25 protein-coding genes are annotated in these 25800 nt (G+C 66.5%); 8 read left to right on the top strand and 17 right to left on the bottom strand.

The genetic code is table 11. The features are described 5' to 3' along the window. Positions 1–32 precede the first annotated feature (32 nt). Entirely contained in the window at positions 33–1907 is a 1875-nt protein-coding gene (locus DPM12_RS08895; RefSeq protein WP_112257962.1) for an AMP-binding protein, read from the bottom strand. 186 nt (positions 1908–2093) lie between these two features. Here DPM12_RS08895 and DPM12_RS08900 point away from each other — a divergent pair, with 186 nt between their 5' ends. Continuing rightward, on the top strand, positions 2094–2927 hold the full coding sequence (locus tag DPM12_RS08900; protein ID WP_112257963.1) for a LuxR C-terminal-related transcriptional regulator: 834 nt from the start codon (positions 2094–2096) through the stop codon (positions 2925–2927). On the opposite strand, the gene DPM12_RS08905 is transcribed toward DPM12_RS08900, so the two are convergent. The 4 genes from DPM12_RS08905 to DPM12_RS08920 form a co-directional block, all read right to left on the bottom strand. After that, complete coding sequence (locus DPM12_RS08905) at positions 2917–4605, bottom strand: AMP-binding protein (RefSeq protein ID WP_112257964.1); 1689 nt, start codon at positions 4603–4605, stop codon at positions 2917–2919. The two genes, DPM12_RS08900 and DPM12_RS08905, sit on opposite strands and share 11 nt — an antisense overlap. 79 nt (positions 4606–4684) lie before the next feature. Beyond that, positions 4685–5932: a fumarylacetoacetase gene (gene fahA, locus DPM12_RS08910; protein ID WP_112258085.1), complete on the bottom strand. Its 1248-nt coding sequence runs from the start codon at positions 5930–5932 to the stop codon at positions 4685–4687. 32 nt (positions 5933–5964) lie between these two features. Beyond that, positions 5965–6825, bottom strand: coding sequence for a hypothetical protein (locus DPM12_RS08915; RefSeq protein ID WP_211658706.1), 861 nt, complete (start codon positions 6823–6825; stop codon positions 5965–5967). Positions 6826–6851: 26 nt separating this feature from the next. Next, positions 6852–8057, bottom strand: a complete 1206-nt coding sequence (locus DPM12_RS08920; protein WP_112257965.1) for a homogentisate 1,2-dioxygenase — start codon at positions 8055–8057, stop codon at positions 6852–6854. 102 nt (positions 8058–8159) lie between these two features. Between DPM12_RS08920 and DPM12_RS08925 the strand changes: the two genes are divergently transcribed. Continuing rightward, on the top strand, positions 8160–8888 hold the full coding sequence (locus DPM12_RS08925; RefSeq protein WP_112257966.1) for an IclR family transcriptional regulator: 729 nt from the start codon (positions 8160–8162) through the stop codon (positions 8886–8888). Between the two features lie 27 nt (positions 8889–8915). Here DPM12_RS08925 and DPM12_RS08930 read toward each other — a convergent pair whose 3' ends face one another. Further along, positions 8916–9335, bottom strand: a complete 420-nt coding sequence (locus DPM12_RS08930; protein ID WP_112257967.1) for an ArsR/SmtB family transcription factor — start codon at positions 9333–9335, stop codon at positions 8916–8918. 141 nt (positions 9336–9476) lie between these two features. Here DPM12_RS08930 and arsM point away from each other — a divergent pair, with 141 nt between their 5' ends. After that, positions 9477–10277: an arsenite methyltransferase gene (gene arsM, locus DPM12_RS08935; protein ID WP_112257968.1), complete on the top strand. Its 801-nt coding sequence runs from the start codon at positions 9477–9479 to the stop codon at positions 10275–10277. Positions 10278–10355: 78 nt separating this feature from the next. Here the strand turns inward: arsM and DPM12_RS08940 are convergent, their stop codons facing one another. After that, on the bottom strand, positions 10356–11336 hold the full coding sequence (locus DPM12_RS08940) for a threonine ammonia-lyase (RefSeq protein WP_112257969.1): 981 nt from the start codon (positions 11334–11336) through the stop codon (positions 10356–10358). 80 nt (positions 11337–11416) lie between these two features. Between DPM12_RS08940 and DPM12_RS08945 the strand changes: the two genes are divergently transcribed. From DPM12_RS08945 to DPM12_RS08955, 3 genes are read left to right on the top strand one after another with little or no spacing between them, the layout of a single operon-like run. Then, the gene (locus DPM12_RS08945) at positions 11417–12310 is read left to right on the top strand and encodes a LysR family transcriptional regulator (protein ID WP_112257970.1); all 894 of its coding nucleotides are present in this window, start codon (positions 11417–11419) and stop codon (positions 12308–12310) included. A 56-nt stretch (positions 12311–12366) separates the two neighbouring features. Further along, positions 12367–12609 carry a hypothetical protein gene (locus DPM12_RS08950; RefSeq protein WP_211658708.1) on the top strand — a complete coding sequence of 81 codons (243 nt, stop codon included), beginning with the start codon at positions 12367–12369 and terminating at the stop codon, positions 12607–12609. Continuing rightward, positions 12606–13043: a type II toxin-antitoxin system VapC family toxin gene (locus DPM12_RS08955; RefSeq protein ID WP_112257972.1), complete on the top strand. Its 438-nt coding sequence runs from the start codon at positions 12606–12608 to the stop codon at positions 13041–13043. Before DPM12_RS08950 ends, DPM12_RS08955 begins: the two co-directional genes overlap by 4 nt. Positions 13044–13077: 34 nt before the next feature. On the opposite strand, the gene paaE is transcribed toward DPM12_RS08955, so the two are convergent. The 6 genes from paaE to paaZ form a co-directional block, all read right to left on the bottom strand. Further along, positions 13078–14166: a 1,2-phenylacetyl-CoA epoxidase subunit PaaE gene (gene paaE, locus DPM12_RS08960; RefSeq protein ID WP_164465333.1), complete on the bottom strand. Its 1089-nt coding sequence runs from the start codon at positions 14164–14166 to the stop codon at positions 13078–13080. After that, on the bottom strand, positions 14163–14753 hold the full coding sequence (gene paaD / locus DPM12_RS08965) for a 1,2-phenylacetyl-CoA epoxidase subunit PaaD (RefSeq protein ID WP_112257974.1): 591 nt from the start codon (positions 14751–14753) through the stop codon (positions 14163–14165). The genes paaE and paaD overlap by 4 nt, the downstream gene beginning before the upstream one ends. A gap of 2 nt (positions 14754–14755) precedes the next feature. Further along, on the bottom strand, positions 14756–15694 hold the full coding sequence (gene paaC, locus DPM12_RS08970) for a 1,2-phenylacetyl-CoA epoxidase subunit PaaC (RefSeq protein WP_112257975.1): 939 nt from the start codon (positions 15692–15694) through the stop codon (positions 14756–14758). An 8-nt stretch (positions 15695–15702) separates the two neighbouring features. Further along, positions 15703–15993: a 1,2-phenylacetyl-CoA epoxidase subunit PaaB gene (paaB, locus tag DPM12_RS08975; protein WP_112257976.1), complete on the bottom strand. Its 291-nt coding sequence runs from the start codon at positions 15991–15993 to the stop codon at positions 15703–15705. 80 nt (positions 15994–16073) lie between these two features. Beyond that, complete coding sequence (gene paaA, locus DPM12_RS08980; protein ID WP_112257977.1) at positions 16074–17060, bottom strand: 1,2-phenylacetyl-CoA epoxidase subunit PaaA; 987 nt, start codon at positions 17058–17060, stop codon at positions 16074–16076. Beyond that, positions 17057–19093, bottom strand: a complete 2037-nt coding sequence (gene paaZ / locus DPM12_RS08985; protein ID WP_112257978.1) for a phenylacetic acid degradation bifunctional protein PaaZ — start codon at positions 19091–19093, stop codon at positions 17057–17059. The genes paaA and paaZ overlap by 4 nt, the downstream gene beginning before the upstream one ends. A gap of 266 nt (positions 19094–19359) precedes the next feature. Here paaZ and DPM12_RS08990 point away from each other — a divergent pair, with 266 nt between their 5' ends. Continuing rightward, on the top strand, positions 19360–20523 hold the full coding sequence (locus DPM12_RS08990) for a thiolase family protein (protein ID WP_112257979.1): 1164 nt from the start codon (positions 19360–19362) through the stop codon (positions 20521–20523). A 144-nt stretch (positions 20524–20667) separates the two neighbouring features. On the opposite strand, the gene DPM12_RS08995 is transcribed toward DPM12_RS08990, so the two are convergent. The 3 genes from DPM12_RS08995 to DPM12_RS09005 are packed head-to-tail and all read right to left on the bottom strand — an operon-like array spanning position 20668 to position 24256. Next, positions 20668–22947, bottom strand: coding sequence for an ABC transporter permease (locus DPM12_RS08995; protein WP_211658710.1), 2280 nt, complete (start codon positions 22945–22947; stop codon positions 20668–20670). 11 nt (positions 22948–22958) lie between these two features. Next, positions 22959–23699, bottom strand: a complete 741-nt coding sequence (locus tag DPM12_RS09000; RefSeq protein WP_112258087.1) for an ABC transporter ATP-binding protein — start codon at positions 23697–23699, stop codon at positions 22959–22961. Between the two features lie 5 nt (positions 23700–23704). Beyond that, positions 23705–24256, bottom strand: a complete 552-nt coding sequence (locus DPM12_RS09005; RefSeq protein WP_112257981.1) for a PadR family transcriptional regulator — start codon at positions 24254–24256, stop codon at positions 23705–23707. A 223-nt stretch (positions 24257–24479) separates the two neighbouring features. On the opposite strand from DPM12_RS09005, the gene DPM12_RS24475 reads away from it, so the two are divergent. After that, complete coding sequence (locus DPM12_RS24475; protein WP_112257982.1) at positions 24480–24842, top strand: response regulator transcription factor; 363 nt, start codon at positions 24480–24482, stop codon at positions 24840–24842. A 49-nt stretch (positions 24843–24891) separates the two neighbouring features. Here the strand turns inward: DPM12_RS24475 and DPM12_RS09015 are convergent, their stop codons facing one another. Then, positions 24892–25770 carry a 3-hydroxyacyl-CoA dehydrogenase family protein gene (locus tag DPM12_RS09015; protein ID WP_112258088.1) on the bottom strand — a complete coding sequence of 293 codons (879 nt, stop codon included), beginning with the start codon at positions 25768–25770 and terminating at the stop codon, positions 24892–24894. Between the last annotated feature and the right edge of the window lie 30 nt (positions 25771–25800).

Genomic DNA, 25800 nt, shown 5'->3' on the forward strand with positions numbered 1-25800 from the left:
AGCAGGCGATGCTGACCAGCGCACGCACGATGTCAGGCTCGTAGAATCGGGCGCAGGGCATCCAGTACTCCTGGATCCTCGATCGTGGACGGCACCGGAGCGTCGCCCTCGTCGGCGATGGCCCGCATGGTCTTGCGCAAGATCTTGCCCGAACGCGTCTTCGGGAGCCCGTCCACAACGGAGATGTCCCGCACGGCCGCGATCGCACCGATCTCGGTGCGTACCGCGGTGGCGAGCTCGTCACACAGGTCGTCGTGGTCGATGTCGATTCCCGACTTGAGGACGACGAATCCGCGCGGCAGCTGCCCCTTCAGGGGATCCTGCACACCGATCACCGCGCATTCCGCCACGGCAGGATGCGCGGCGAGCACCGCCTCGATCGAACCCGTCGACAGCCGATGTCCCGCCACGTTGATCACGTCGTCGGTGCGGCCCATGACGTACAGGTAGCCGTCGCCGTCGATGTACCCGCCGTCGCCGGTGACGTAGTAGCCGTCGTGCCGGGAGAGGTAGGACTCGATGAATCGCTGGTCGTCTCCCCACAAGGTCGGCAACGTTCCGGGCGGCAGTGGGAGCTTGATCGCAATATCGCCTTCGCCCCCAGCCGGCAGCGGATTTCCCGTCGGGTCCAGAATTCGAACGTCATAGCCGGGAACGGGCACGCTCGGCGAGCCCGGCTTGATCGGCATCGGCTCCAGGCCACGGAGATTCGCGCAGATGGGCCAGCCCGTCTCGGTCTGCCACCAGTGATCCACCACGGGAACGCCCAAGGTCGTGCCGGCCCAGTGATACGTCTCCGGATCCAGCCGTTCACCGGCAAGAAACAGGGTCTCGAACGTCGAGAGATCGTAGTGGCCGAGCAACTCGCCGTGCGGGTCCGCCTTGCGGATCGCCCGGAACGCGGTCGGCGCGGTGAACAGTGCCTTGGCGCCGTGGTCCGAGATCACGCGCCAGAACGCGCCGGCGTCCGGCGTGCCGACCGGTTTGCCCTCGTACAGCACCGTGGTCGCGCCCGCGATGAGCGGTGCGTAGACGATGTACGAGTGTCCCACGACCCACCCGACGTCGGACGCGGTGAAGAATACCTCGCCCGGGGCGATGTTGTAGACATTGGCCAGTGACCATGCCATGGCCACGGCATGCCCGCCGTTGTCGCGAACGACACCCTTGGGTTTTCCGGTGGTTCCCGAGGTGTAGAGCACGTACAGCGGATCGGTCGCCGCCACGGGCACGCATGACACCGGCTCGGCGGCGTCGACCGCGTCGTTCCAGTCCACGGTCCGCTCACCGAGCTTGGCTGGTGCCTGTTCCCGCTGAAACATCACGAGTCGATCCGGCTGGTGCTCCGTGATCGACAAGGCCTGCTCCAGGATCGGCCCGTACTCGACCACCCGGGTGGGTTCGATCCCGCAGGACGCCGCCACGATCACCGCGGGCCGCGCGTCGTCGATCCGGCTGGCCAGCTCGCGTGCGGCGAACCCGCCGAACACAACCGAATGCACCGCGCCCAGCCGGGCACAGGCCAGCATCGCGACCACGGTCTGAGGGATCATCGGCATGTAGATGACCACCCGATCGCCATAGCTCACACCCAGCTTCGCGAGCGCTCCGGCACATCGCTCGACCCGGGCGAGCAGGTCTCGATAGGTGTAGCGCTCCATGCGTCCGGTCACCGGCGAGTCATAGATCAGGGCGACCTGCTCGCCCCGGCCCGCATTGACATGACGGTCGAGCGCGTTGTGACACGTATTGAGCACACCGTCGGGAAACCAGCGGTAAAGCGGCGCCTCGGAGGAGTCCAGGGCACGGCTCGGGAAATCGACCCAGTCGACCGACCGTGCCGCGGTCAGCCAGAAGCTCTCGGGGTCGGTCAGGCTCTGGTGATACAGCTCGGCGTAGCGGCCCATCGGTGTTACCTCCCGATCCACCTGGCGTCCTGAGCATGACACCCGGTGATAGCGAGCGCACCCGTCACGCGGCAACGGGCCACCCACTTTCGAAGGCACGAACTCACGGGACCGCCGGCCCGAATCGATTGCGTCCTCCGCAAAGCCGGTCCATACTCCAGACAGGCTCCGCGACGGGAGGTGACGATGGAATCCCACACACTTACCCCGCGCGAACAGCTCGATCGGCTGGTCACCGACCTGCCGCAGCAGGCGGGCATCCACGCGGCCTTCGCCGGATTCGTCACCACACCCGGCGACAGCCTGATCATCGAGAGCCTGTCCGGTACCGATCTCGCGCCGCTGGCGAACTTGCGGGTGGACGCGGGAGCTGGCCTGGGTGGCAAGGCCCTCACACTTGGCAAGCCGGCATCCGTCAGCGACTACGAGCGCGCCGGCGGCATCACGCACCATTACGACCGGCAGGTGATAGCTGCCAGGCTGCGCTCGATGGTGGCCATTCCCGTGTCGCTCGATGGGCGCCCGCACGCCATGGTGTACGGCGCCCTGCGCACACCCGTGCCGTTCAGCGACGTCCGATTGTCCATCCTGCGCCGCGCCGCGCGCTCGTACGAGCTCGACCTTCGGGTTGCCACGGAGGTCGAACGCCGCCTGGCCGAACTCGACCCGTCCGGCTCGCTGGTTCAGATGCGCCAGGAGCTGCGCGACCTTCGCGCCGAGGTTCGTTCACTCGCCGGACGGGTCGCAGACCCGGACCTCCGTGCCCGTTTGGAACGGCTGGGTGAACGGACAGCAGCCGGCGAAGGAGACCGAGAGGGACCGGTTCCGGCGCTGCGTCCTCGGGAACTCGAGACGATCGAACAGGTGGCCGCCGGCAGCAGCAACGCCGACGTCGCACGCCGTCTGGGGATCGAGACTTCCACCGTGAAGGCCTACCTGAAATCGGCGATGCGCAAGATGGGCGTGCACAACCGGGTCGCGCTCGTGGTCACCTGCCGGCGGCACGGGCTCATCCCGTAGATCGCGCGTCCATATCGCGATACTCGCCTGGCGGGCGGGCATCGCCGGAGCGTTGCGCCTCGGCCGACCTGAGCTCCACCCGCCGGATCTTGCCGGAGATCGTCTTGGGAAGCTCGGCGAACTCCAGCCTGCGGATCCGCTTGAAGGGGGCAAGGTGCTCGCGGGTGTAATCGAAGATCGCCCGCGCGGTCGGCTCGTCGGCGTTCCACCCCTGGGCGACCACGACGTACGCCTTCGGAACGGCCAGACGTATCGGATCCGGCGACGGCACCACGGCCGCCTCCGCGACGGCGTCGTGTTCCAGCAGCACGCTCTCCAACTCGAACGGAGAGATCCGGTAATCCGACGCCTTGAAGACGTCATCCGTGCGGCCCACGTACGTGATGTAGCCGTCCGGGTCTCGCGTGCCGATATCGCCGGTATGGTAATAGCCGCCACGCATCACCTCCGCGTTGAGATCCGCGTCGTCGTGGTAGCCGACCATCAACCCCAGCGGACGTGATGCGAGGTCGATGCAGATCTCACCTTCCCCACCCGGTTCCCCCGTGACCGGGTCGAGCAGCTCGATCTGGTATCCCGGAGCGGGCCGCCCCATGGAGCCCGGTTTGATCGGCTGGCCGGGCGGATTGGCCACCTGCACCGTGCTCTCCGTCTGGCCGAACCCGTCGCGGACGGTCACGCCCCAGGCCTTGGCAACGTGCTCGATCACCTCCGGATTGAGTGGCTCGCCGGCACCCACCACCTTCGTCGGCGGCGTGGTCAGCCGGCGGAGATCGGCCTGGATCAGCATTCGCCACACCGTCGGAGGCGCGCAGAAACTCGTCACGGCGCACCGGTCCATCTCGGCCAGCAAGCGAGCCGCATCGAAACGTGTGTAGTTGTAGATGAAGACGGTGGCCTCGGCATTCCACGGCGCGAACACGTTGCTCCAGGCGTGCTTCGCCCAGCCCGGCGAGGAGATGTTCAGATGAACATCGCCGGGCTCCAGCCCGATCCAGTACATGGTGGACAGATGGCCAGCCGGGTACGACGCGTGCGTGTGCTCCACGAGCTTCGGTGTGGACGTCGTGCCCGACGTGAAGTAGAGCAACAGCGTATCGGTGGCCCGGGTGGACCCGTCGGGCTCGAACGCCTCCGGCGCACCGTCCGCGTCGGCATAGCTCAACCAGCCCTCGACCGGCTCACCCACGGAGATCCGCGTGTAATCACCGGGCACGTCGGCGAACGTTCCCGTCTGCGTGGCGGACGTGATGACGTGCGCCACGCGACCACGGTCGACCCGGTCACGCAGATCCGCTGGTGTGAGAAGCGTCGTCGCCGGAATGACAACGGCGCCGAGCTTCATCGCGGCGAGCAGCGACTCCCACAGCTCCACCTGGTTACCCAGCATGAGGATGATCCGGTCACCACGGCGCACGTTCTGGGCGCGCAGCCAGTTGGCCACCTGGTCAGACCGGCGGGATAGCTCCTGGTACGACCACCACGCCTCCGAGCCGTCCTCCTCGACGATCCACAGCGCACGGGTGTCGTTGCCGCGAGCGATGACGTCGAACCAGTCCAGCGCCCAGTTGAACTCGTCCAGCTCGGGCCAGGCGAATTGCGCGTACGCGGTCTCGTAGTCCGTCCGGTGCCGCAGAAGGAGGTCCCGGGCCGCGCGAAGGCTGGATGTGCCGCTCATGCACCGGTCTTAACGGGACCTCGATCGGCAAGGCAACCGGACATCCACTAAAGGAGGTAGTGCCACCGCCACGGGGCAGTCACGCCCTCACCACGCGACCGGTCACGTCGCCGAAGTCAATTCGAGATCCGTCGGCACCCGGTGCCGTCGCCGTGATCCGCACCTGGTCGCCGTCCTGGAGGAATGCCCGCGTGCTCCCATCGGCCAGGGTGAGATGTTCGGCCCCGTTCCACGTCAGTTCGAGCAACGATCCTCGCTGCTGCTTCTCCGGACCCGATACCGTTCCGGACGCGTAGAGATCGCCGGTGCGTACCGACGCGCCGTTGACCGTCATGTGCGCGAGCATCTGGGCCGGCGACCAGTACATCTCCCGGTACTGCGGGCGGGCGACGACGTCGCCGTTGAGTTCGAGCGCGAGATCGAGGTCGAGGTTCCACGCCTCGTGTTCGGTCAGATACCCCATGGGCTCGGGATCCTGCGGCGGCACCGGTGTCCGCGCGTCCTGCAACGCCTGCAGCGGCACGATCCACGGCGAGATGGACGTGGCGAACGATTTGCCGAGGAACGGCCCGAGGGGCACGTACTCCCAGGCCTGAATGTCCCGGGCGGACCAGTCGTTGACCAAGCAGGCGCCGAACACGTGGCCGGCGAAGTCCGCGGTGGTGAGGGGCGTACCGAGCGTACTGGGAACGCCGACGACGAATCCGACCTCCACCTCGACGTCGAGTTTCGCCGAGGGACCGAACGACGGCGTGTCGTCGGACGGCGCCTTGCGCTGCCCGGACGGGCGAACCACGGGGGTATCCGACACGACCACGGTGCCCGAGCGGCCGTGGTAGCCCACCGGAAGGTGTTTCCAGTTCGGCAGCAAGGGGGTGGCGTCCGGGCGGAATATCCGTCCGACATTGGTGGCATGGTGCTCGCTGGCGTAGAAGTCCACGTAGTCGGCGACCTCGATCGGCAGGTGCAGCGTGACCTCGTCGAGTGGATGAAGTGCCGAACCGAGAGCGTCGCGGTGTGCGGAGTCCGTGAGCAGCTCGACGATGCGGGTCCGAACGCTCGTCCACGCCGCCGGGCCCGTGGCCATGAAGGCGTTCAGCGATGGCCGGGCGAACACGTCGTTGTCGATCTCCGGCTGATCGGCGAACGCGGCGGCGAGATCCAGCACGTGATCGCCGATACGCACGCCCACGCGGGGCTCGGCGCCCGCGGGCGCGAACACCCCGTACGGCAGGTTCTGCAATCCGAACCCGGAACCCTCCGGTATGGGTACCCACGTCTCGTTCACTCGTCGATCATCCTTTCTCCCACCCCTCTCCTTTCCCATGATCATGAACACTAGTCGGCTCATATCCTCGACTAGTGTTCATGATCATGGGAAAGGAGGGTGAGGTTGCGGGCCTCGGCCAGCGGTGTGCTCGTGCTGCACGAACCGTAACTGACCAGTATCGCCCGCGCCCGCTCGGCAGCCTCGTCATCCACGTCTTTCACCCGGCGGATCAGCTGGGACGCGTCGTCCATCCGCAGCGTCCGGGCGACGACGTCGGCGTCCGCTCCGAGCACGGCGTCGACAGTGGCCACGAGCACGTTCACGTAGCCGTGATGCACGAAGCCGGTGCTCGCGTCGGTGTGCCGGACCGCGTGGTGCAGTCCTGCCGTCGCCTTCACCATCACACCTGTACGTGCCGCCGCGACCAGGGCGAGGGCGAGCTGCTCCGGCGACGGGAACAGCTCAGCGCGGACGCCGCCACAGCGTAGCTTTACCCCGACCGGCCGCCCCTGCGCTCCCGCCGCGATGGCCTCGACCAGGATCGGGACGTCGTTCCACGACACCGGCTCGACAAAGAGGGGAACCTCGTCCGCGACCCCCGCCTCTGATACGGCAGTCAGCGCGGCGCCCAGCGCCGCACCGGGATCACCATGCCCGGTACGCGCCAGCGGGAACTCCACTCCAGCCAGCGCCAGCCGCTCATCTGCCGCGACCTGTGCGACGGCATCGGCGAGACCATCCGCACCCGAGTCCGCGATCAGGCCGACGTCGAAGTGATCGGTACCGGCCAGCGCTTCCCGCAGCTCGGTGATGCGCGAGACGGGGCACAGAAACCGATGGGTGAGAACGGGGCTGGCCGCGCCCAGATCGGCTCGATGGCGGGCGACGGCGTCGGGCATGTCCAGCGCCGTGGGCGGAAAGAGGCCGGCGTCGTCCACGAGCGCTCGCATCAGGCTTGAGGCGACCGGTGCCGGGCTCATCCCTGGGCCCTCCGCGCCCACGTCCACGCATACTCCGGATCCTCGCACGCCAGGCCACCCTCGCCGAGCTGCAACGGGGCGAAGGTGTCTACCATGACGGCCAACTCGTCGAAGTACTCGACGCCGATACTGCGCTCGTAGGCACCCGGCTGCGGCCCGTGCGACCAGCCTCCCGGGTGCAGCGAGATAGAACCCTGGCCGATACCGGAACCCTTGCGGGCCTCGTAGTTGCCGCCGCAGTAGAACATGACCTCATCGGAGTCGACGTTCGAGTGGTAGTAAGGCACGGGGATGGACAGCGGGTGGTAATCCACCTTCCTCGGCACGAAGTTGCAGATGACGAAGTTGTGGCCCTCGAAAGCCTGATGGACCGGCGGGGGCTGGTGAACCCGCCCGGTGATCGGTTCGAAATCGGAGACGTTGAACGTGAACGGATACAGGCACCCGTCCCAGCCGACGACATCGAACGGATGCTTCGAGTAGACGAATCGGGTGCCCACGAGACCCTGTGCACCGCGATGCTTGACATACACCTCGACGTCGTCGCCATCGATCACGAGCGGTTCCGTCGGCCCGTGCAGGTCGCGCTCGCAGTACGGGGCGTGCTCTAGGAACTGGCCGTAGCGGGACAGGTATCGCTTGGGCGGTGCGATGTGCGAGTTGGCCTCGATCACGTAGGCACGCAGTGGCTCGTCGCCGTGTGGGAGCCAGCGGTGCGTCGTCGCCCGCGGCACGATCACTTGGTCACCCTGCCGGACCGGGAGCACACCGAAGACCGTTTCGACGGTGCCGGAGCCGGATTCGATGTACACGCACTCGTCGCCCACGGCATTGCGATACAGCGGCGACGTCTCGCCTGCAACGACGTAGGAGATACGCACGTCGGCATTACCGAGGACGAGCCTGCGGCCGGTGACGACGTCGATCGACTTCCACGCCATCTCCCCGGCATCCGCGAACAGATCGTGCAGCTTCAAGTGCCGGGGTTTGAGGGGGTGATTTGCCGTGAGCGAGAGATCGGGGAGCTCCCACGGCTGGGCATCGGCGATGGTCGACGGGATGGTGCGGTGATAGAGCAAGGACGAGTCGCTGGAGAACCCTTCCTCACCCATGAGTTCTTCGTAGTACAGGCCACCGTCTGGGCGGCGGTGTTGCGTGTGCCGTTTCGGTGGGACATCGCCCACGCATCGGTAATGCGCCATCGTCGGCCTCCTCGCCACGATGCTTGACCAGAGCGAATATCGCACTTAATGTGCGTTTAAGGCACTATTGACACTAGGTACCGGCCGGAAGCCCGTCAAGACATGACCGACCCCGAGTACGCCACGACGACGCCCGTGGCCCCATCGATGCCTGCCACCGCACCCACCGCGGGGTCGAAGACGCTGGACAACGGCGTACGATTACTCAAGACACTGGCCCGGCATCCGCGCGGGCTAACCATGACCGACCTGGCCACAGCACTGGGTGTACATCGCACCGGCGTCTACCGCCTGCTCGGCACGCTTACGCGCCACGGCCTGGTCACGCAGACACCCGACAATCGCTACCGGCTCGGCCTCGCCGTCATCGAGCTGTCCGGTGCCGTCCGGCCCGACCTACAGTCCATCGCCCATCCCGTGCTGCGAGAGCTGGCCGACCATACCGACGCCACCGCATTCCTCTCGCTCCTCGACGGGGACGACGTGGTCAGCACCCTGGTGGTCGAACCGCTGCATGCCGACGCGCACGTGGCATACCGGGTAGGAACCCGCCATCCGGCGACGCGCGGCTCCGCGGGCATGGCAATTCTCGGCGCGCTTCCGCCTCGTGCCGGTGAACGGGAAGAGATCGCCGTCGCGCGCGAGCGTGGCTACTCGGTCAGTCAGGGCGAGATCCAGCGAGGTGCCTGGGGTCTTGCCGCCCCCGTGCGACCCCGCACCGGCACTCCGGAGGCTTCTGTCGGTGTCGTGGCACTCCAGCCACTCGACGAGGACGAGGTCGCACGCCTCGTGATCGACGCGGCCGGCGCGATCGGCGCGCTCGTGCCCTGATGACCAGCGGTACGTCACCGCGTACAGCTAAGAGGCGCCAACGACGGCCGGGGCATCCACCATGTCCAGCGTGCGGCGAGCGGCAGCCACCGCCGCGGGGCGGGTCCAGTAATAGACCCACGTGCCGCGGCGCTCACCATCGATCAGGCCCGCTTCACGCAACACCTTGAGGTGGTGGCTGATGGTGGGTTGCCGAAGTTGGAAGCTCGCGACCAGGTCACACACGCAGATGCCGTCCTTCGAATTCGCGGCGATCAGCGCCAGGAGCTGTAGCCGCACCGGATCGGCGAGCGCCTTGAACAGCGCGGCTTGTTCGACCGCGTCCTCCGCACCCAGCGGCGCGGGTTCGGCCCCACAACAGCTCACCCGATCCGCCGCCGTGTCCGGCGACGTGTGCTCGGGCTCGCAGCAACTCGCCGGGTCGGTGGCTCCATCGTGGATCGACATGTTTCTATATTGACATCTATCGATGAATGGTGCCACAGTTGCCTCTTATATAGATGCCTATCTATTAAAGAAGTTCACGATGCCGCGACAGACTCCGCGACATTGGCCACACCCGTCATCCGCCACCCCGAACGGAGACTCATGAGTACCAACGACCTACGCGAACAAGTTCGGCAAAGCTACGCGGCCTCCGCCCGTGCCGTGACCACACCGGCCGAACCGGCCGACGCCGTGAAGCAAGGCGGCTGTTGCGACTCAAGCACGGCATCCAGCAGCTGCGGCCCCAGCGACGTCGAAGTCGTCGACGGCTTCGGCGCACAGCTGTACGAGACCGAAGATCAAGACCTGCTGCCCGCCGAAGCGCTAGCTGCCAGCCTCGGCTGCGGCAATCCCCTTGCCGTGGCCGAGCTACGCCCCGGCGAGACCGTTCTCGACCTCGGCTCCGGTGGCGGCATCGACGTGCTGCTTTCCGCGCAGCGCGTCGGACCGGAAGGCAAAGTGTACGGCCTGGACATGACCGAAGAGATGCTCGCTCTCGCACTCGCCAACGCGCGCCAGGCCGGCGCCAGCAACGTCGAGTTCCTCAAGGGAACCATCGAAGAGGTACCGCTACCGGCCGGCACCATCGACGTCGTGATCTCCAACTGCGTCGTCAACCTCTCCACCGACAAGCCGGCCGTGTTTGCCGAGATGTACCGCGTTCTCAAGCCCGGTGGACGCGTCGGCATCACCGACGTCCTCGCCGAGGACCACCTGAGCCCGGCCAAGCGGGCCGAGCGGGGCTCCTACGTCGGCTGCATCGCAGGTGCGCTGTCGTTCTCCGAGTACCGCGCCGGTCTGATCGAAGCCGGCTTCGCCGACGCCACGGTGGAGCCGACACATCAGGTCACGGATGGGATGCATTCCGCGATCGTCCGCGCGACGAAGGCACCAGCCAGCTAGATCCGAGGAAACTCGACCGGATGATCCGACAGCCCGGCAGTCCGACAGTCCGACGGCGAACCGGATCTTCCCGGAAGATTATGCGGGCAGGTGAGCAGGCTGGGTGATCCGCCGGAGCTCGGGTTCGCTGGCGTTGGCCCCGGTACACATCACCGCGACGCGCTCGCCGGCGAACCGGCCCGGATAGGCCAGGAGGGCGGCAAGCGCGGCCGCGCCGGCGCCTTCGGCGAGCGTGTGCGCGTCGCGCAGCATCACCCACTGCGCTTCGAGGATGGTGGCGTCGTCGACGAGCAGGAAGTCGGCCAGGCGCTCCTGCATCACGCTCTGGGTGAGCTCGAACCCGCAGCCGGTGGCCAGGCCTTCCGCCTTTGACCGGTTCGGCCGCCGCATCATCTCTCTGGCTTCCCAGGAGTCGTGCGCGGCCGGCGACGCCGACGACTGCACGGCGACGACCTCGCACGCCGGCGCCAGCGCGGAAGCAACCAGGCAGGCACCTGCCGCACCGCTACCGCCTCCCACCGGAACGAGCACGACATCGACGTCGGGCTCCTGTTCGAAGAGCTCGACGTAGGCCGTGGCGACGCCCGCGATGAGCGCGGGCTCGTTGCCGGCGCTCACCATTCGGGCGCCTCGCTCGGCGGCGATCTTCTCTGCCAGTTCGCGTGCCTCGTCGAGCGTCTCTCCCGACTCGATGAGTTCGGCACCTCGAGCTCGCACGGCCGCCGCCTTCGCGGCGTTCGGATTCTCCGGCATCACGATCACGCAGGACGCTCCGGTCTGCGCCGCAGCGTAGGCCAGCGACTGCGCGTGGTTGCCCGTGGAGTAGGCCACGATGCCGCGCTCGCGCTCCGCAGGAGCCATCGTGGCCAGGAGGTTAAGGCCACCACGGACCTTGAACGCTCCTGTCGGCTGCGCGTTCTCGTGCTTGATCAGGGCGTGCACGCCCACAGTGGAATCCAGCGCCGGATACGACCACAGCGGGGTGGGCGGGAGCTGGCCGTCGAGCACGCGCCGGGCCCGAAAGATGTCGCCGATGGTGGGGAGCTGGAAGACTGGCATGTGACCACGATGTCACGCGCTAAACGATAGGTCCAATATAGGTTTTCAACAAAAGCATCGAATATATCTATGATTGAGCCATGGATCTCACCCGGCTGCGAGTGTTCGCCGCCGTCGCGCGGCACGGTTCGGTCACCGGCGCGGCCGAAGCCTTGCACTATGCCCAGCCATCGATCAGCCACCACCTCGCCCGGCTCGAAGCCGAAGTCGGCACGCCCCTCATCCAGCGCGCAGGGCGTGGCGTCCGGCTCACCCAAGCCGGGCGCCTCCTCGCGCTCCGCGCCGAGGAGATCCTGGGCCGGGTCGACTCCATCCAAACGGAGCTCGCAGCCCACGCCGGCCTTCGAGCCGGCCGGGTACGGCTGGCGGCGTTCCCGTCTGCTCTCGCCACGCTCGTGCCGCCTGCGGCCGCCCGGCTTGCCGTCGACGCTCCGGAGCTCGAACTCGCCCTCGTCGAGGCCGAGCCCCCGGAATCTCTCGCCGCGCTACGCAACGGCGACGTCGACGTCGCGCTGGCCTTCGAACACGACACTCCGGCAACACCCGCACCGGCCATCACCTCGACGGTGCTGCTGGAGGAACCTCTCTACGTGGTCACGCCCCTGCATCGCACCTGGGAGGGGCGCCGTTCCGCCCTGGCGACCTACGCCGACGAACGCTGGATCGCCGGATGCGAGCGGTGCCGCGCGCACCTCCTGGCCTCGTGCGCCGAAGCCGGATTCACCCCGACGATCGAGTTCGAGACCGACGACTATGTGGCGGCGCAGGCACTCGTCGCCGCGGGCGTGGGCGTGACGACGCTGCCCGGGCTGGCCCTGCTGGCCAGCCGCAACGACGACGTGCGTATCGACCCGATCCCCGGCGATCATCGCCGCGTGATCGCGGTGACATACGGGACGCCACACGCACGCCCCGTTCAGGCCTTCCTCGACATCCTCATGGCCACGCTCACCCCACCCGATTGGCCGGCGTAGATACGTCAGGCTCGGACGCAGGATAGCTATACAGGCATGTTGATATGGTTAGCAATATGAAGACGACCGTAGATCTGTCTGATGTGCTCCTCCGAGAAGCGCAGGAGACCGCACAACGGAAGAACACGACCTTGAAAGCACTGATCGAGTCCGGTCTGCGCAAGGTTCTGGCCGAGCAGTCCGAACGCTCGCAGTTCACGCTTCAGGACGCGAGCGTCGATGGCCGTGGGCTGCAGGACGAGTTCCGGAATGCTGGGTGGGAAAAAGTGCGGGACACCATCTACGAGCGCACTACATGATCGCCCTAGATACGAACATCCTGGTCTACGCGCACCGCCAGGATTCCGAGTTTCATAGCGCAGCTGCCCAGCAGGTCAAGGCGCTTGCTGAGGACATAGCCACCTGGGCGATTCCTTGGCCGTGCATTCACGAGTTCTTTGCCATCGCGACTCATCCGAAGATCTATGACCCGCCCAGCACCACAGAGCAGGCCATCATCCAGATCGAGGCCTGGCTCCAATCTCCGAGCCTGACCGTCCTCGGCGAACCGCACGGATACTGGAACGAATTGAAGACGCTACTCGACAGCGGAAAGATCAAAGGTTCCGCCGTGCACGACGCCCGAATCGCCGCACTTTGCAGTTCCCACGGTGTGCGCGAACTCTGGAGCGCCGATCGCGACTTCAGCCGGTTTCCGTCGTTGCGGGTACGGAATCCGCTCCTCCAGCAGTAGCGATGGAGCGGCAGATCCTCGGAAAGGACGTCGCTCAGGTGTCGTAGTCAACGACGACCTTGTCAGACTGCGGCAGCCCCTGGCACGTGACGACGAAACCCTCTTCGACCTCGGACTCCTCCAGCGCGAAGTTCCGCCGCATGTGTACCTTGCCTTCGATCACCTTCGCCCGGCACGTACCGCAGACACCGCCCTTGCAGGCGAATGGAAGGTCCGGTCGGGCCTCCTGCGCGCCGTCAAGAATCGACATTTCCTGCGGAACCGTAGTGGTGGTCGAGCGGCCGTCGAGGATGATCGTCACCTCGCTCGTCGGCCCCTCGATCGGCGCCTCCTCGTGCCGCACCGGCGGGGGCGGGACGTCGTCGACGTAGAACAGCTCCCGATGGATCCGATCGGCGGGCACGCCCAGCTTCTTCAGGAGTGTCTGGACATCGGCGACCATGCCGAACGGACCACACAGCCACCAGTGCCCGACGTTCTCGACGTCAAGGAGGGCATCGAGCAGCTCGCTCAGCTTCTGGGCATCGAGGCGGCCGCTGAACAGCTCGACGTCACGCGTCTCCCGGGACAATACGTGAACCAGCTCCACCCGGTCCGGATGACGGTCCTTGAGCTCGGCGACCTCGTCGGCGAACATCACCGTCTCCGTGCGCCGGTTGCCATAGAACAGGGTGATCGACGACTCGGGATGGGCGAGGACGGTCTCGGCGATGGAGAGGACCGGCGTGATCCCGGAACCGGCGGCGATGAGCACGTGATGCGCCGGTGCCTGCGGGTCGGGGGTGAAACTTCCCGTGGGCGTGCCCACCTCGATCACGTCGCCCGGCCGGACCTCGTGGACCAACCAGGTGGAGAACAGGCCGTCCGGCACCTCCCGCACCCCGATCCGTGGAGGCGCGCCCTCGGGAGCACAGATGGAATACGACCGCCGCTCATCTCGGCCGTCGACAAACCGGCGCACGGTTAGCGACTGGCCGGCACGGAACGTGTAGGCGTCGGCGAGCTCCGCCGGAACGTCGAACGTGATCGCCACGGCGTCGTCACACAGGCGATCGACGCGCGCGACCCGCAGCGAGTGGAAGTCTCCCCGATGCCGGGGCTTCGCCGTCGTGGTCACCGTCAGATCTCCTTGACGTGTTCGAAGGGTTCGGTGCAGGAGCGACACCGGCGCAGTGCCTTGCACGCAGTCGCGCTGAACCGCGACACCTCCTCGGTGTCCGGCGATCCGCACTGGGGACAGCGCACAGCGCTCCCGCCCCCTCTCCCATGATCATGAACACTTTCCGACCACATAGGCCCGCTAGTGTTCATGATCATGGGAGAGGGGGCGGGTTCGAGGGTCAGGGGGACCGGACCTTGCTGCGGGCTCGGTGCGGCGCCGGGCGGTGCGATCCCGGCCTCCGCGAGCTTGCGTTTGCCCTCCTCGCTGATCCAGTCGGTACTCCACGGAGGATGCAACACGGTACGCACCTCGACGTCGTCGTATCCGGCTTCGTGCAAGGTGCGTACGAGGTCGTCGCGCATCGTGTCCATCGCGGGACACCCCGTGTAGGTGGGAGTGATCGACACGATGACCCGGCCGTCCACGACATCGACATCGCGCAGGACGCCGAGATCCGCGAGCGTGAGCATGGGCAGCTCCGGATCGGTGACGGTTTCCGCGGCGGCCCGCGCATCGGCGACGACGTCGTGGTGCCGAGTGCTCGTCATGCTCACCACCGGCCCTCCGGGTGCGCCCGCGCCACGCTCTGCATCTCCGCCAGCAGGTAGCCCATGGCCTCGGTGTGCACGCCGTCGCGTCCGAGCTTGCCGGCCACTCCCGGGATCGGTGCCACCTCGGGGCGCTCCAGGCTCGCCGCCTTGAGTACCTGGGCGAGGACGTCGTCGAACTCGGAACGCAGCGTGCCCGGATCGATCGCGACCGCAGGCGCCGTATCGTGATCGCCGCCACGAGCACCGTCGCCATTGCCCTCGGCTGCCTGGACGGCGAGGCGCTGCTCCACCGGGTGCGCGGTGAACAGCTCGTCGACGTAGGGCCAGACCGCCTCCAACGCGGCGCGCATCCGCCGGTGCGACTCGTCCGTGCCGTCTCCGAGCCGGACCGTCCACTGTGCGGCGTAGTCGCGGTGATACGTGATCTCCTTGACGCCCTTGGCCGCGATCGCCGCCAGGACGGGATCGCGGGAGACCCGCAGCCGGTCCAGCAGCGCGAGCCGCCACGTGGAGAAGACGAGCAGCCGGGTGACGAGCTCGGCGAAGTCGCCGTTCTCCAGCTCGACCAGGCGGACGTTGCGGAACTCGTGCTCGGGGCGGAAGAACGCGTAGTAGTCCTCCCCGTGACCACCGCCGTCGGCCGCTCCGGCCCGGGTCAACAGGAGGCGTGCCTGTCCGAGCAGGTCCAAAGCGATGTTGGCAACCGCGACTTCCTCTTCGAGCTCGGGCAGCCAGGTGCACCACTGCTGCAACCGGTGCGACATGATGAGAGCATCGTCGCCCAGCATCACGCAGTACGCCGCCAGGTCAGCGCCGTCCACACCGTCGGGCAGCGTCGTGTCGACACCGGAGAGCGGATCCTCGAACCCGGTGCCGAACGCCCACCGCGCATCGTCCTGACCTTCGGTCAGTGCCTCGTACGCGTTGTCGAAACCCATCGGCGACCTCACATGTGCGGCACGTTCTCGGGAATGTCGTAGAAGGTGGGATGGCGATACACCTTGTCCGCGGCCGGAGCGAAGAAGGGATCTTTCTCGTCCGGGCTGGACGCCGTGATGTCCGACGCCTTCACGACCCAGATGCTCACACCCTCGTTGCGCCGGGTGTAGACGTCGCGCGCGTGGCGCAGTGCCATCTCGGCGTCACCTGCGCGCAGCGAACCGACGTGCACGTGGTTCAATCCACGCTTGCTGCGGACGAACACCTCGTAGAGTGGCCACTCGCCTCGTTCACTCATCTCTCGCTCACTTCCTCCCGGCGACGTCCCCGCTGATCATCAACGATCGTCACCATCATCATGTGCCGGATCGTCAATGATCACGACACCGCGGCGTGGCTGTGCTTGGCGGCGTGGGCGGCCGCGGCCTCACGCACCCACGCTCCGTCCTCATGGGCGCGACGACGGTGGGCCAAACGCTGCGCGTTGCACGGCCCGTTGCCGGAGATGACCTGTTTGAACTCGCTCCAGTCGATCTCGCCGAAGTCGTAGTGGCCGCGCTCGTCGTTCCAGGCCAGCTCCGGGTCCGGCAGGGTCACGCCCAGAGCCTCCGCCTGCGGCACGGTCATGTCGACGAAGCGCTGGCGCAGCTCGTCGTTGGTGTGCCGTTTGATCTTCCACTCCATCGACTGGGCGGTGTTCGGGGAGTCGTGATCCGGCGGGCCGAACATCATCAACGACGGCCACCACCACCGGTCGGTGGCGTCCTGCACCATCTGCCGCTGTTCCTCGGTGCCGCGCATCATGGTCATCAGTAGCTCGTAGCCCTGCCGCTGGTGGAACGACTCCTCCTTGCAGATACGCACCATGCCTCGCGCGTACGGGCCGTACGAGCTGCGGCACAGCGGCACCTGGTTGCAGATCGCCGCGCCGTCGACGAGCCAGCCGATCACTCCGACGTCGGCGAAATTCAGCGTCGGGTAGTTGAAGATCGACGAATACTTCTGCCGGCTGTCGATGAGTTTCTCGGTCATCTCCGTCCGGTCGGCCCCCAGCGTCTCGGCCGCCGAGTAGAGGTAGAGCCCGTGGCCGGCTTCGTCCTGCACCTTGGCCAGCAGGATCGCCTTGCGGCGCAACGACGGGGCACGCGTGATCCAGTTGGCCTCCGGCTGCATGCCGATGATCTCCGAGTGGGCATGCTGCGCGATCTGGCGGACCAGCGTCTTGCGGTAACCGTCGGGCATCCAATCCCGGGGCTCGATCCGCTGGTCCCGGGCGATGATCTCGTCGAAGTGCCGCTCCAGATCCTGCTCGGATGGCGTCGCGGTCGGACTCGTGGTCGGGCTCGCGGCCTGGCTCGTCGTCATGGGGTCCACTCCTTTGCCACGAGAGTCAGCACGTCATAGCGCGCGACCACCTCGTCGTCGGCGTTGGTGACGTCGGCGTTCCACCGCACCTCGCCGTAATCGGCGTCGACACGCGGCGTGATCTGCTTGGCGGTGAGCGTGACGGTCAGCTCGTCACCGGGATACACGGGCGTGAGGAAGCGCAGGTTCTCCAACCCGTAGTTGGCCAGCACCGGGCCGGGTTCGGGATCGACGAACAGGCCGGCAGCAAGCGAGACGACGAGGTAACCGTGCGCGACGACGCCATCGAAGAACGGGTTAGCCGCGGCGGCGTCCGCGTCGGTGTGCGCGTAGAAATGGTCACCGGTGAACTCGGCGAAATGATCGATGTCCTCGCGTGTCACGGCTCGCGGGCCAGCGACGACGGTGTCGCCAACATTCAGCTCGGCCAGCGACTTGCGGAACGGGTGGGTCTCGGTGTCGCCGTGCGGGGCGCCGTTCACCCACTGGTTGGTGACAGAACCGAGCACCTTCGGAGTCGCCTGGACGGCCGTACGCTGCATGTGGTGCAGCACACCCCGGATGCCGCCCAGTTCCTCGCCGCCACCGGCACGCCCGGGACCACCGTGGGTGAGTACCGGCAGCGGGGAGCCGTGTCCGGTGGATTCCTTGGCGTTCTCCGCGTCGAGCACGAGCAACCGCCCGTGCCAGGGCGCGACGCCGAGCACGACGTCACGGGCGAAGTCGGCATCGGCGGTGACAACGGATCCGACCAGGCTGCCCGCGCCCCGGGCCGCGGCGTCGATCACCTGATCCGTCGAGGTGTACGGCAGCAGCGTCGAGACCGGGCCGAACGCCTCCACCTGGTGCGGCTCGGGGCGATCGGGGTCCTGGGCGCGCAGCAGAATCGGCGAGATGAACGCGCCCCGTTCGGGATCCGCGTCGACGATGTCGGGCCGCTCCGGGTCACCGAAGACCAGGCTTCCGGCGTCCATGAGCGCCTTGAGCGAGCGGCGGACCTCCTCGCGCTGTTCCAGGCTGGCCAGCGCGCCCATCCGCACGTCGGGGTTAGCCGGGTTCCCGACGGCGACCTTGCCAAGCCGATCCACGGCCGCCTGTGCCACGTCGTCGACCCGTTCTGCGGGGACGAACGCCCGGCGGATCGCCGTGCACTTCTGGCCGGTCTTGACGGTCATTTCGGTGACCAGTTGCTTGACGAACAGATCGAACTCGTCGGTCCCGGGTGTGGCGTCGGGTCCGAGCACGGAGAGGTTGAGCGAGTCGGCCTCGGCGTTGAACCGCACGGCGTTGCGAACGATGCCGGGATGGGTCCGCAGCCGTTGCGCCGTGGACGCCGAGCCGGTGAACGACACCAGGTCCTGCTCGGTCAGGTGATCGAGCAGGTCACCGGCACTCCCGCACACCAGCTGCAACGATCCTTCGGGTAGCAGGCCGGAGTCGATGATCAACTCGACGAGTTTCGCGGTCAGGTAAGCCGTCGGGCTGGCCGGCTTCACGAGGGTGGGCACCCCGGCGAGGAACGCCGGGGCAAGCTTTTCCAGGGGACCCCAGACGGGGAAGTTGAACGCGTTGATCTGGACGGCCACTCCGCGCCGCGGCGTCAGGATGTGCTGGCCGACGAAGGTCCCGCCCTTACCCAGCGGCTCCACCGGGCCTTCGACGTAGACCGTGTCGTTCGGCAGTTCCCGCCTGCCCTTGCTCCCGTAGGAGAACAGCACGCCGATCCCGCCATCGACGTCGAACTTCGCATCGTAGCGAGTGGCTCCAGAGTGGTAAGAGAGCTCGTAGAGCTCCTCGCGGTGCTCCTGCAAATGCAGGGCCAGCTGCTTCAGCAAGAGCGCCCGCTCGTGAAACGTCAGCTCACGTACCGGCGGGCCGCCGATCCGCCGTCCATAGTCCAGGGCTGCCGCCATGTCGATGCCGGCCGACGATACGCGAGCTACCTCCTCGCCGGTCACCGCATCGTGCAAGGGAGCGCCCTCGTCGGGTGGCGTGTGCCATTGGCCACGGACGTAACTGCGTAATGCGCTCATCTGGCGGCCGACCTCCTCGTCGCTCGGGATCCCACCGGGCCGAATTACCGACCGAACGTTCAGGAATTAATGGTAACGCAGCCACCATCACGACGAAAAGATTCGGCACGAACGACGGCTCGCTCCCGCGCGGTCCGGCACATCCGCATCGTCATACCCGACCGCGCTGTGTTGTTCCGCCCGGTGTCCGTCGGCTAGCTTTCGAAGAAACCCCCATCACGAACCGCAGCGACTCATCCCAGCCCGCCGACACCAGGAGTCCCGCCATGCGCAGTGCCGTGATCGTCGACGTCATCCGTACCGCCTCCGGGAAGGGAAAGGCCGGTGGGGCGCTCTCCGGCGTACACCCCACCGAATTGCTCGCCTCGGTCCTGCGCTCCCTGATCGCACGCAACGACGTCGACCCCGCAGCCATTGACGACGTCCTGACCGGCTGCGTATCCCAGGTCGGCGAGCAGTCGTTCAACATCGCCCGGAACGCGCTCCTCGCCGCAGGTCTGCCCGAGTCCGTACCCGGCACCACGATCGACCGCCAGTGCGGATCCAGCCAGCAGGCAGCGCATTTCGCCGCACAAGGAGTCATGGCCGGTGCGTACGACGCCGTCATCGCCTCCGGCGTGGAGTCCATGAGCCGGATCCCGATGTTCAGCAACATGCAGGGCCAGGACCCCTACGCGCCGCTCGCCGCCCGCTACCCGGAGGGCCTGGTTCAGCAGGGCATCAGCGCCGAACTCATCGCCGCCCGGTGGAAGATGGTCCGGGACGAGCTCGACGCCTTCGCCGCACGTTCACACCAGCGCGCTGCGAAGGCCACCGAAGCGGGCTGGTTCGCCGACGAGATCGTCGCCGTCGACGGGCACGCCATCGACGAGTCCGTACGGCCATCCACAACAGTCGAGCGCCTGGCCGAACTGGAGCCAGCGTTCACCGACGCCGCGATCGCCGAACGGTTCCCGGAGATCTCCTGGTCGATCACGCCGGGGAACTCATCACCCCTCACCGACGGCGCGTCGGCGGCGCTCATCATGAGCGAGGAGCGCGCCACCCAGCTGGGGCTGCGCCCGCGGGCACGGTTCCACGCGTTCGCCGTGACCGGCAGCGATCCGATCACGATGCTGACCGGCATCATCCCGGCCACACACAAGATCCTCGACCGTTGCGGTCTGGACATCCACGACATCGACGCGTACGAGGTCAACGAGGCGTTCGCACCCGTGCCCCTGGCATGGCAACACGAGTTCGGCACCGACCCGGAGCGGCTCAACCCGCGCGGCGGCGCCATCGCCCTCGGCCACCCGCTCGGCGCCTCCGGCACCAAGCTGCTCACCACCCTGGTCAATCACCTCGAACGCACCAGCGGCCGGTACGGCCTGCAGACCATGTGCGAGGGCGGCGGCATGGCCAACGCGACCATCATCGAGCGGCTGTAGCCGGGTCGGCCCGGCCGGCACTTCGATATTCACACGTGCGGAAATACCGCCGGATCGGCGGATAAGCGCACGCCTGAGGGTCGAAGTCACCCCGCACTCTCCGGAGTTATGCGGTGACCCCGCCAACAACTCCGACATGTGGAGCTATTCGAAGCGAGTTTGTTCGACAGCCGTTATTTTGTTGACGGCTGGTAGGGCTATTCCAACAACGGTCATCGTGAAGACGAGGCCAGCAAGAACGGGGAGCAGGAGATGCCCCCATGGCAGGGACGCGAGGTTGCCACCCGCGTCGACGATAAAGTGCCCGATGATAATGCCGAGCAGTGCAGATATCACGGACATCACGGTGAGTGGCGCAGCGGCTTCGAGAAACAAGGTGCGTCGCAGGGTGGGCAGTGGCGTGCCGGCTGCACGCAGCAACGCGAAAGGACGCCGCCGTTCGAGTAGGCCAATGGTGACGGCGACGATGAGTCCACACCCCGCGACAAGGAAGACCGCCACCGTGGCAATGGTGAGGGTTTGGTACAGCTGTCGCACGCTGCCACTGAATCCCTCGTAAGAGGTTTCGCGCGTGGATACGTCAGCATCGGGCGCCCGTCGCAGAACGGTAGTGCGGACAGCTTCCAAGGCGTCGACGGAGTGATAACGAGCAAGGAGCAACGTGGGTCGCAGCTGCGGAAGGACGGAGCCAAGTGCATCTGGGGTGACGATCACTGCGGGCATGTCCACTCCCTCGTGGGAAGGCATGATCGCGGCGTCGTCGACCCGGACCGTAGCCGTCTCGATCTGATCCTCATCTGGCGCTGTGGTGTTTGAGACGGGCGTGGCAGGAGAGAGGCTGTGCAGCTCGACCACGCCATCCGGGTTATCGATCAGCTCACGTTGATCGTCAGCAACAATGACCGATGCCTGGTCACACGGGACACCGTCGAGCCGTCCGGCGGCAACGACGGCAGAACAGTCACCAATCCAGACCTTGACCGCATCCTGCCCGGTCTGGGCCAGCGCCTCGTAGACCGGCGTCGGAGAATCAACGCCGTCGACGGACTCGAGCTCGTCGATCGTCACCTCAGTTTCGGCAATGGTGCTGGTCGGAAGGGATACGTGGACGGTGCCGGTGCGCTGGCCGATGACCTCCGTGTCGCGAAGGGACGCTGCCGCAGCAGGGGTCGTGGCGACGAACATCGTCGTGATCAACACTGTGAGAATCACACCGCCTACGGCGCGGAACCCGGCACGAGGATCGTTGGAGAGCCTGCGCCCGGCTAGTAGCAACGCCGGCTTGGAAGAGCGCGTCATCAGCAGACCGACACCCCGGGTGAACCACGGCCCCGCCAACGTGAGTGCTAGCAGCAGGATCAGAAAAGCGGCGGCGGTGATCTCTCCACGACTACCGGCTATGTCCTGCGCAGTACCGGTCGTGAGTAGAAGACCGAGTCCCAGCACGGCCACGGCCAGGGGAATGACCCGGTAGGCCGTCACGGGCTTGCGATCGGCACGACGGCTGACCATTAACGGTGAACGGGCCACCCTGGCAAGAGCGACCTGGCTCGCGGTCGCCGTCACAGCAGGCACGCCGACCACAACAATTATGTACCCAGCGACACTCGGATCAAGGTCAGTGGGGAACCATCGCCCGCCATCGTAGGTGATGTGCGCAGCTAGTGGGCGTGCAGTGAAGAACAGGCCCACGCCGAGGACGAGCCCACCCGCGCCGGCGATCAGCGTTTCGACCATGGCGAGCTGGCGAACCTGCCGGGCCGTAGCTCCGGCCAACCGGAGTGCGGCCAACCGGCGGTCCCTGCTGGCAGCGGACAGTCGGGTGATCATTGCCACGAACAGCGCGATCGGTGCGAGCAAGGCCACGCCGCCGAGTACGATCAACAACCGTAAAACGCCTTCTAGCTGGACCACCTCGCCGTGATGATCGAACTCGACCACCGGGAGACCGAATAGTCTGGCCTCATCGCTGCTTACTCCACGAATTGCCAGCAGGTGGTCCGGCCCAGCCAGCGCGTCGTCGCCGACTTCGCCCACGACGTCGCCATAGCGATCCCCGAGCACCGGAGCGCGCATCATCAGTTCCGCTAACGCCGGTGACACAACTACCTCGCCCTCGCGAGGCAATGAGTCGATGCCGGGAGGTACGGGTGCGTCGGTCCCAACCCCGGCCATGCTGACGACGTCGATGTCGGCCTGGTGGTAATTGTCTTCAACGACATCGACCAGCGTGTACGACTCGGAGTCGTCCGCCTCTTTCGCCCAGTCGTAGGAGTCCATCCACGCCGTGCGATCCGCGCGTGCCTGCATGGCCGGTACCGCGCTCAACGCCAACAGCAACAAAGCCGTGCCAACGGCCACCGCAGCCGTGGTGACAGCGGCCAGGCCCCACGCGGTCCGGCCACCTGCCACTGCCAGGCGCATCCCCAAGCGAATCATGAGGCCCGTACCGTGCGCGCTGTATCCGGCGAGGTGACCATGCCGTCACGCACCAAGACGGTACGTTCGGCATACGCGGCCACTCGAGCATCGTGAGTCACTAGCACCACGGCCACACCACGAGAACGGACGGCGCCGGTGAACTCGTCCAGTACCGCCACACCCGCCGCCGAATCCAATGACCCGGTCGGCTCATCGGCGAAGATCACCCGCGGATCCGTCACCAAGGCCCGGGCGACTGCGACACGCTGCGCCTCACCTCCAGACAACTCGCCAGGACGTCGCTTCTCCAGCCCGGCCAACCCGAACGTCTCCAGCCACGCCTGCGCGACAGCAACCGCCTCACGCCGACGGCGACGTTCCAGCAACAGCGGCAACGCCGTATTCTCGACTGCCGTCAGCTCCGGCACCAATTGCCCGAACTGATACACGAACCCGAAGTCCGTACGACGCAGCCGGCTCCGCTCGGCGTCACTCATCGCATCCAGTCGCTGCCCGTCGTACTCCACAAGCCCCTGATCCGGCAGCAACACTCCGGCCAGGCAATGCAACAAGGTCGACTTACCGGAACCGCTCGGCCCCATCACCGCGACGATTTCGCCAGCACTTACACACAACTCGCCGCCATGCAGCGCGACTGTAGGACCGAACGATTTCGTCACATCCGAGGCCCGCAACAACCCTCGTTTGCCTGGGCAAGACTCATCAGCGCGGACGAACGCCGGCGAAGCCTCCATCGACGTCATGACAGCCTCCGGGCGCTATTCACATGTCGGTTGAGCTCGACCTGAATATCGTCGACACGCGCCGCAGTAAACTCCAACCATCGCAGGTCCGCCTCCAGATGAAACAACGCGTACTCCGCCAACACCGCGCGGGCGGTATCACCGCTCTGGCGCAGGCCGGTCAGCTCGCGCATCCGACCCAGATGTGCCTCCCGCTGCACATCCAGCATCTGCTCCACCGAACGACCCGCGAGCAGCGCCAGCACCACCTTCGTATACAGCACCGTGTGCAGTCGCGGCTCCGGCTCAACCGGCCCCCACAGCCACTCGTCCAGCTCACGCTCGCCTTCACCGGTGATCTCAAACGTGCGCCGCTCCGGACCTGACTCCTGATCAACCTGCGCCACGCGCACCAGCCCGTCGCGTTCCAGCCGCTTCAACGTGGAATACACCTGCGGCGCTTGCACCAACCGGGTCGGGTCCAGCAACTCGTCATACCGTGTCTTCACCTCATACCCATGACTGGCTCGATCACGGATCAAGCCCAACAGCTCGAACTTCAAGCTCACCGGTAACCCTTCGCCGCGCCAGTACCACACGTTAGGTGTTAGTAACTGGGTTACTAACACTATTATTAGTAACCCAGATGAACCCGCTACGCAACCCACGAGCTGGCTGTTCGCGAACCGAGACCCCGACGAACTACTGCGATGCCGAGAAGGTGCCGCAGATCAACGAGATCTGTATCGAGCGGCGGCACGCGTCAGCGACCGAAAACCGTCACTCCATCTCATGGTCAAGCTCGTCGTTAAGATCAACGCTAGTTGCCAGAGGCCATGCGGAAAGATCTCGACGGAGGGGACGCGCGTGCGAACCGTCCACCCAACGTCCCAGTTCACATCCCGCGAACTCGACATTCTTGCCCTACTCGCAACCGGCGACTCCAACGCAGAGATCGCAACCAAGCTGTACCTGAGCGTCGACACCATCGCGTACCACGTTCGAGCCATGCTCCGACGAACAGGAGCCCGCAACCGGGTTGAACTCGCCACTCGCTCCCTGGCAGAAGGAGTGCTACAGGCATCGCCATGGCCACCAGCCGTCGCCACAAGGCGCCCGCTGAAGACGAATTCCGATGATTCCGCGAGTGGTTGATCACGTCCGACCTCGAGACGACAACGAGGCCACGGGCCCGGAGCTGGGGTCAGGACCAGGTATAGAAGCCCTGGCCAGACTTGCGTCCCAGCTCGCCCCGGCCCACCTTGTCTCGCAGCAGTTGCGGCGGAGCGAAGCGCTCGCCCAGCGTCGACTGCAAATACTCCGCGACGGCGAGGCGCACGTCCAGGCCCACCAGATCACTCAAGCGCAGCGGGCCCATCGGGTGGCGGTATCCGAGCTCCATGGCGTTGTCGATGGCTTCCGCATCGGCCACGCCGTCTTCGAGCATGCGGATGGCTTCCAGCCCGAGCGTGACGCCAAGCCTGCTGGTGGCGAAACCTGGGGAATCGCGGACGACGACGTCGGTCTTGTCGAGTGCCCGCACCCAGGACACGGCCTGGTCGCGAGCCCAGGCAGCCGTCGGCTCAGCGACGACGATCTCGACCAGCTTGGAGGCGGGTACCGGGTTGAAGAAATGCATGCCGAGGAAGCGCGACGGGTCGTCGAGCGCCGCGCCGAGTTCGGTGATCGACAGCGAGCTGGTGTTGCTGGCGAGCACCGTCGACGAGTCGGTCGCCTGCTCGGCTGCCGCCAGCACGGCGACCTTGAGGTCGGGTTTCTCCGGCACGGCCTCGATCACGACATCCGTGGCCCGGTCGATCTCGTGCACGTCGCTCGCGAACCGGATCCGTGCGAGCACCTCGTGCGGATCCTGATCCAGCTTGCCGCGTTCGACCGCGCGTCCCAAGCTGGTCACGATCCGGTTCCGGGCCGCATCGACCTGGGTCGCTTCGCTCTCGACCACCACGACGTCGGTGCGCGCTGCAGCCAGGACGTGCGCGATGCCCGCGCCCATCGTGCCGCCGCCGATCACCGCAGCCGTTGCCGGTGCCGAGGTCTCTGCCGCGCCGGTTTCGTCTGACATCCTCTCCTCCGGCATCGTCGCCTCCAGCTC

The organism is Phytoactinopolyspora halophila, assembly GCF_003287285.1.
Lineage (GTDB): Bacteria > Actinomycetota > Actinomycetes > Jiangellales > Jiangellaceae > Phytoactinopolyspora_A > Phytoactinopolyspora_A halophila.

What these genes read in the sequence shown, in the direction of transcription:
- paaA (WP_112257977.1), bottom strand. Translation starts at nt 17,060, where the DNA reads ATGACGACGAGCCAGGCCGCGAGCCCGACCACGAGTCCGACCGCGACG.
- DPM12_RS08950 (WP_211658708.1), top strand. Translation starts at nt 12,367, where the DNA reads ATGAAGACGACCGTAGATCTGTCTGATGTGCTCCTCCGAGAAGCGCAG.
- DPM12_RS08940 (WP_112257969.1), bottom strand. Translation starts at nt 11,336, where the DNA reads ATGCCAGTCTTCCAGCTCCCCACCATCGGCGACATCTTTCGGGCCCGG.
- DPM12_RS08920 (WP_112257965.1), bottom strand. Translation starts at nt 8,057, where the DNA reads ATGGCGCATTACCGATGCGTGGGCGATGTCCCACCGAAACGGCACACG.
- DPM12_RS08900 (WP_112257963.1), top strand. Translation starts at nt 2,094, where the DNA reads ATGGAATCCCACACACTTACCCCGCGCGAACAGCTCGATCGGCTGGTC.
- paaZ (WP_112257978.1), bottom strand. Translation starts at nt 19,093, where the DNA reads ATGAGCGCATTACGCAGTTACGTCCGTGGCCAATGGCACACGCCACCC.
- paaD (WP_112257974.1), bottom strand. Translation starts at nt 14,753, where the DNA reads ATGACGAGCACTCGGCACCACGACGTCGTCGCCGATGCGCGGGCCGCC.
- DPM12_RS08990 (WP_112257979.1), top strand. Translation starts at nt 19,360, where the DNA reads ATGCGCAGTGCCGTGATCGTCGACGTCATCCGTACCGCCTCCGGGAAG.
- fahA (WP_112258085.1), bottom strand. Translation starts at nt 5,932, where the DNA reads ATGGGAAAGGAGAGGGGTGGGAGAAAGGATGATCGACGAGTGAACGAG.
- DPM12_RS08915 (WP_211658706.1), bottom strand. Translation starts at nt 6,825, where the DNA reads ATGCGAGCGCTCGTGGACGACGCCGGCCTCTTTCCGCCCACGGCGCTG.
- DPM12_RS08905 (WP_112257964.1), bottom strand. Translation starts at nt 4,605, where the DNA reads ATGAGCGGCACATCCAGCCTTCGCGCGGCCCGGGACCTCCTTCTGCGG.
- paaB (WP_112257976.1), bottom strand. Translation starts at nt 15,993, where the DNA reads ATGAGTGAACGAGGCGAGTGGCCACTCTACGAGGTGTTCGTCCGCAGC.
- arsM (WP_112257968.1), top strand. Translation starts at nt 9,477, where the DNA reads ATGAGTACCAACGACCTACGCGAACAAGTTCGGCAAAGCTACGCGGCC.
- DPM12_RS08930 (WP_112257967.1), bottom strand. Translation starts at nt 9,335, where the DNA reads ATGTCGATCCACGATGGAGCCACCGACCCGGCGAGTTGCTGCGAGCCC.
- DPM12_RS08955 (WP_112257972.1), top strand. Translation starts at nt 12,606, where the DNA reads ATGATCGCCCTAGATACGAACATCCTGGTCTACGCGCACCGCCAGGAT.
- paaC (WP_112257975.1), bottom strand. Translation starts at nt 15,694, where the DNA reads ATGGGTTTCGACAACGCGTACGAGGCACTGACCGAAGGTCAGGACGAT.
- DPM12_RS08925 (WP_112257966.1), top strand. Translation starts at nt 8,160, where the DNA reads ATGACCGACCCCGAGTACGCCACGACGACGCCCGTGGCCCCATCGATG.
- DPM12_RS09000 (WP_112258087.1), bottom strand. Translation starts at nt 23,699, where the DNA reads ATGGAGGCTTCGCCGGCGTTCGTCCGCGCTGATGAGTCTTGCCCAGGC.
- DPM12_RS08945 (WP_112257970.1), top strand. Translation starts at nt 11,417, where the DNA reads ATGGATCTCACCCGGCTGCGAGTGTTCGCCGCCGTCGCGCGGCACGGT.
- DPM12_RS24475 (WP_112257982.1), top strand. Translation starts at nt 24,480, where the DNA reads ATGGTCAAGCTCGTCGTTAAGATCAACGCTAGTTGCCAGAGGCCATGC.
- DPM12_RS09015 (WP_112258088.1), bottom strand. Translation starts at nt 25,770, where the DNA reads ATGTCAGACGAAACCGGCGCGGCAGAGACCTCGGCACCGGCAACGGCT.
- DPM12_RS08895 (WP_112257962.1), bottom strand. Translation starts at nt 1,907, where the DNA reads ATGGGCCGCTACGCCGAGCTGTATCACCAGAGCCTGACCGACCCCGAG.
- DPM12_RS08995 (WP_211658710.1), bottom strand. Translation starts at nt 22,947, where the DNA reads ATGCGCCTGGCAGTGGCAGGTGGCCGGACCGCGTGGGGCCTGGCCGCT.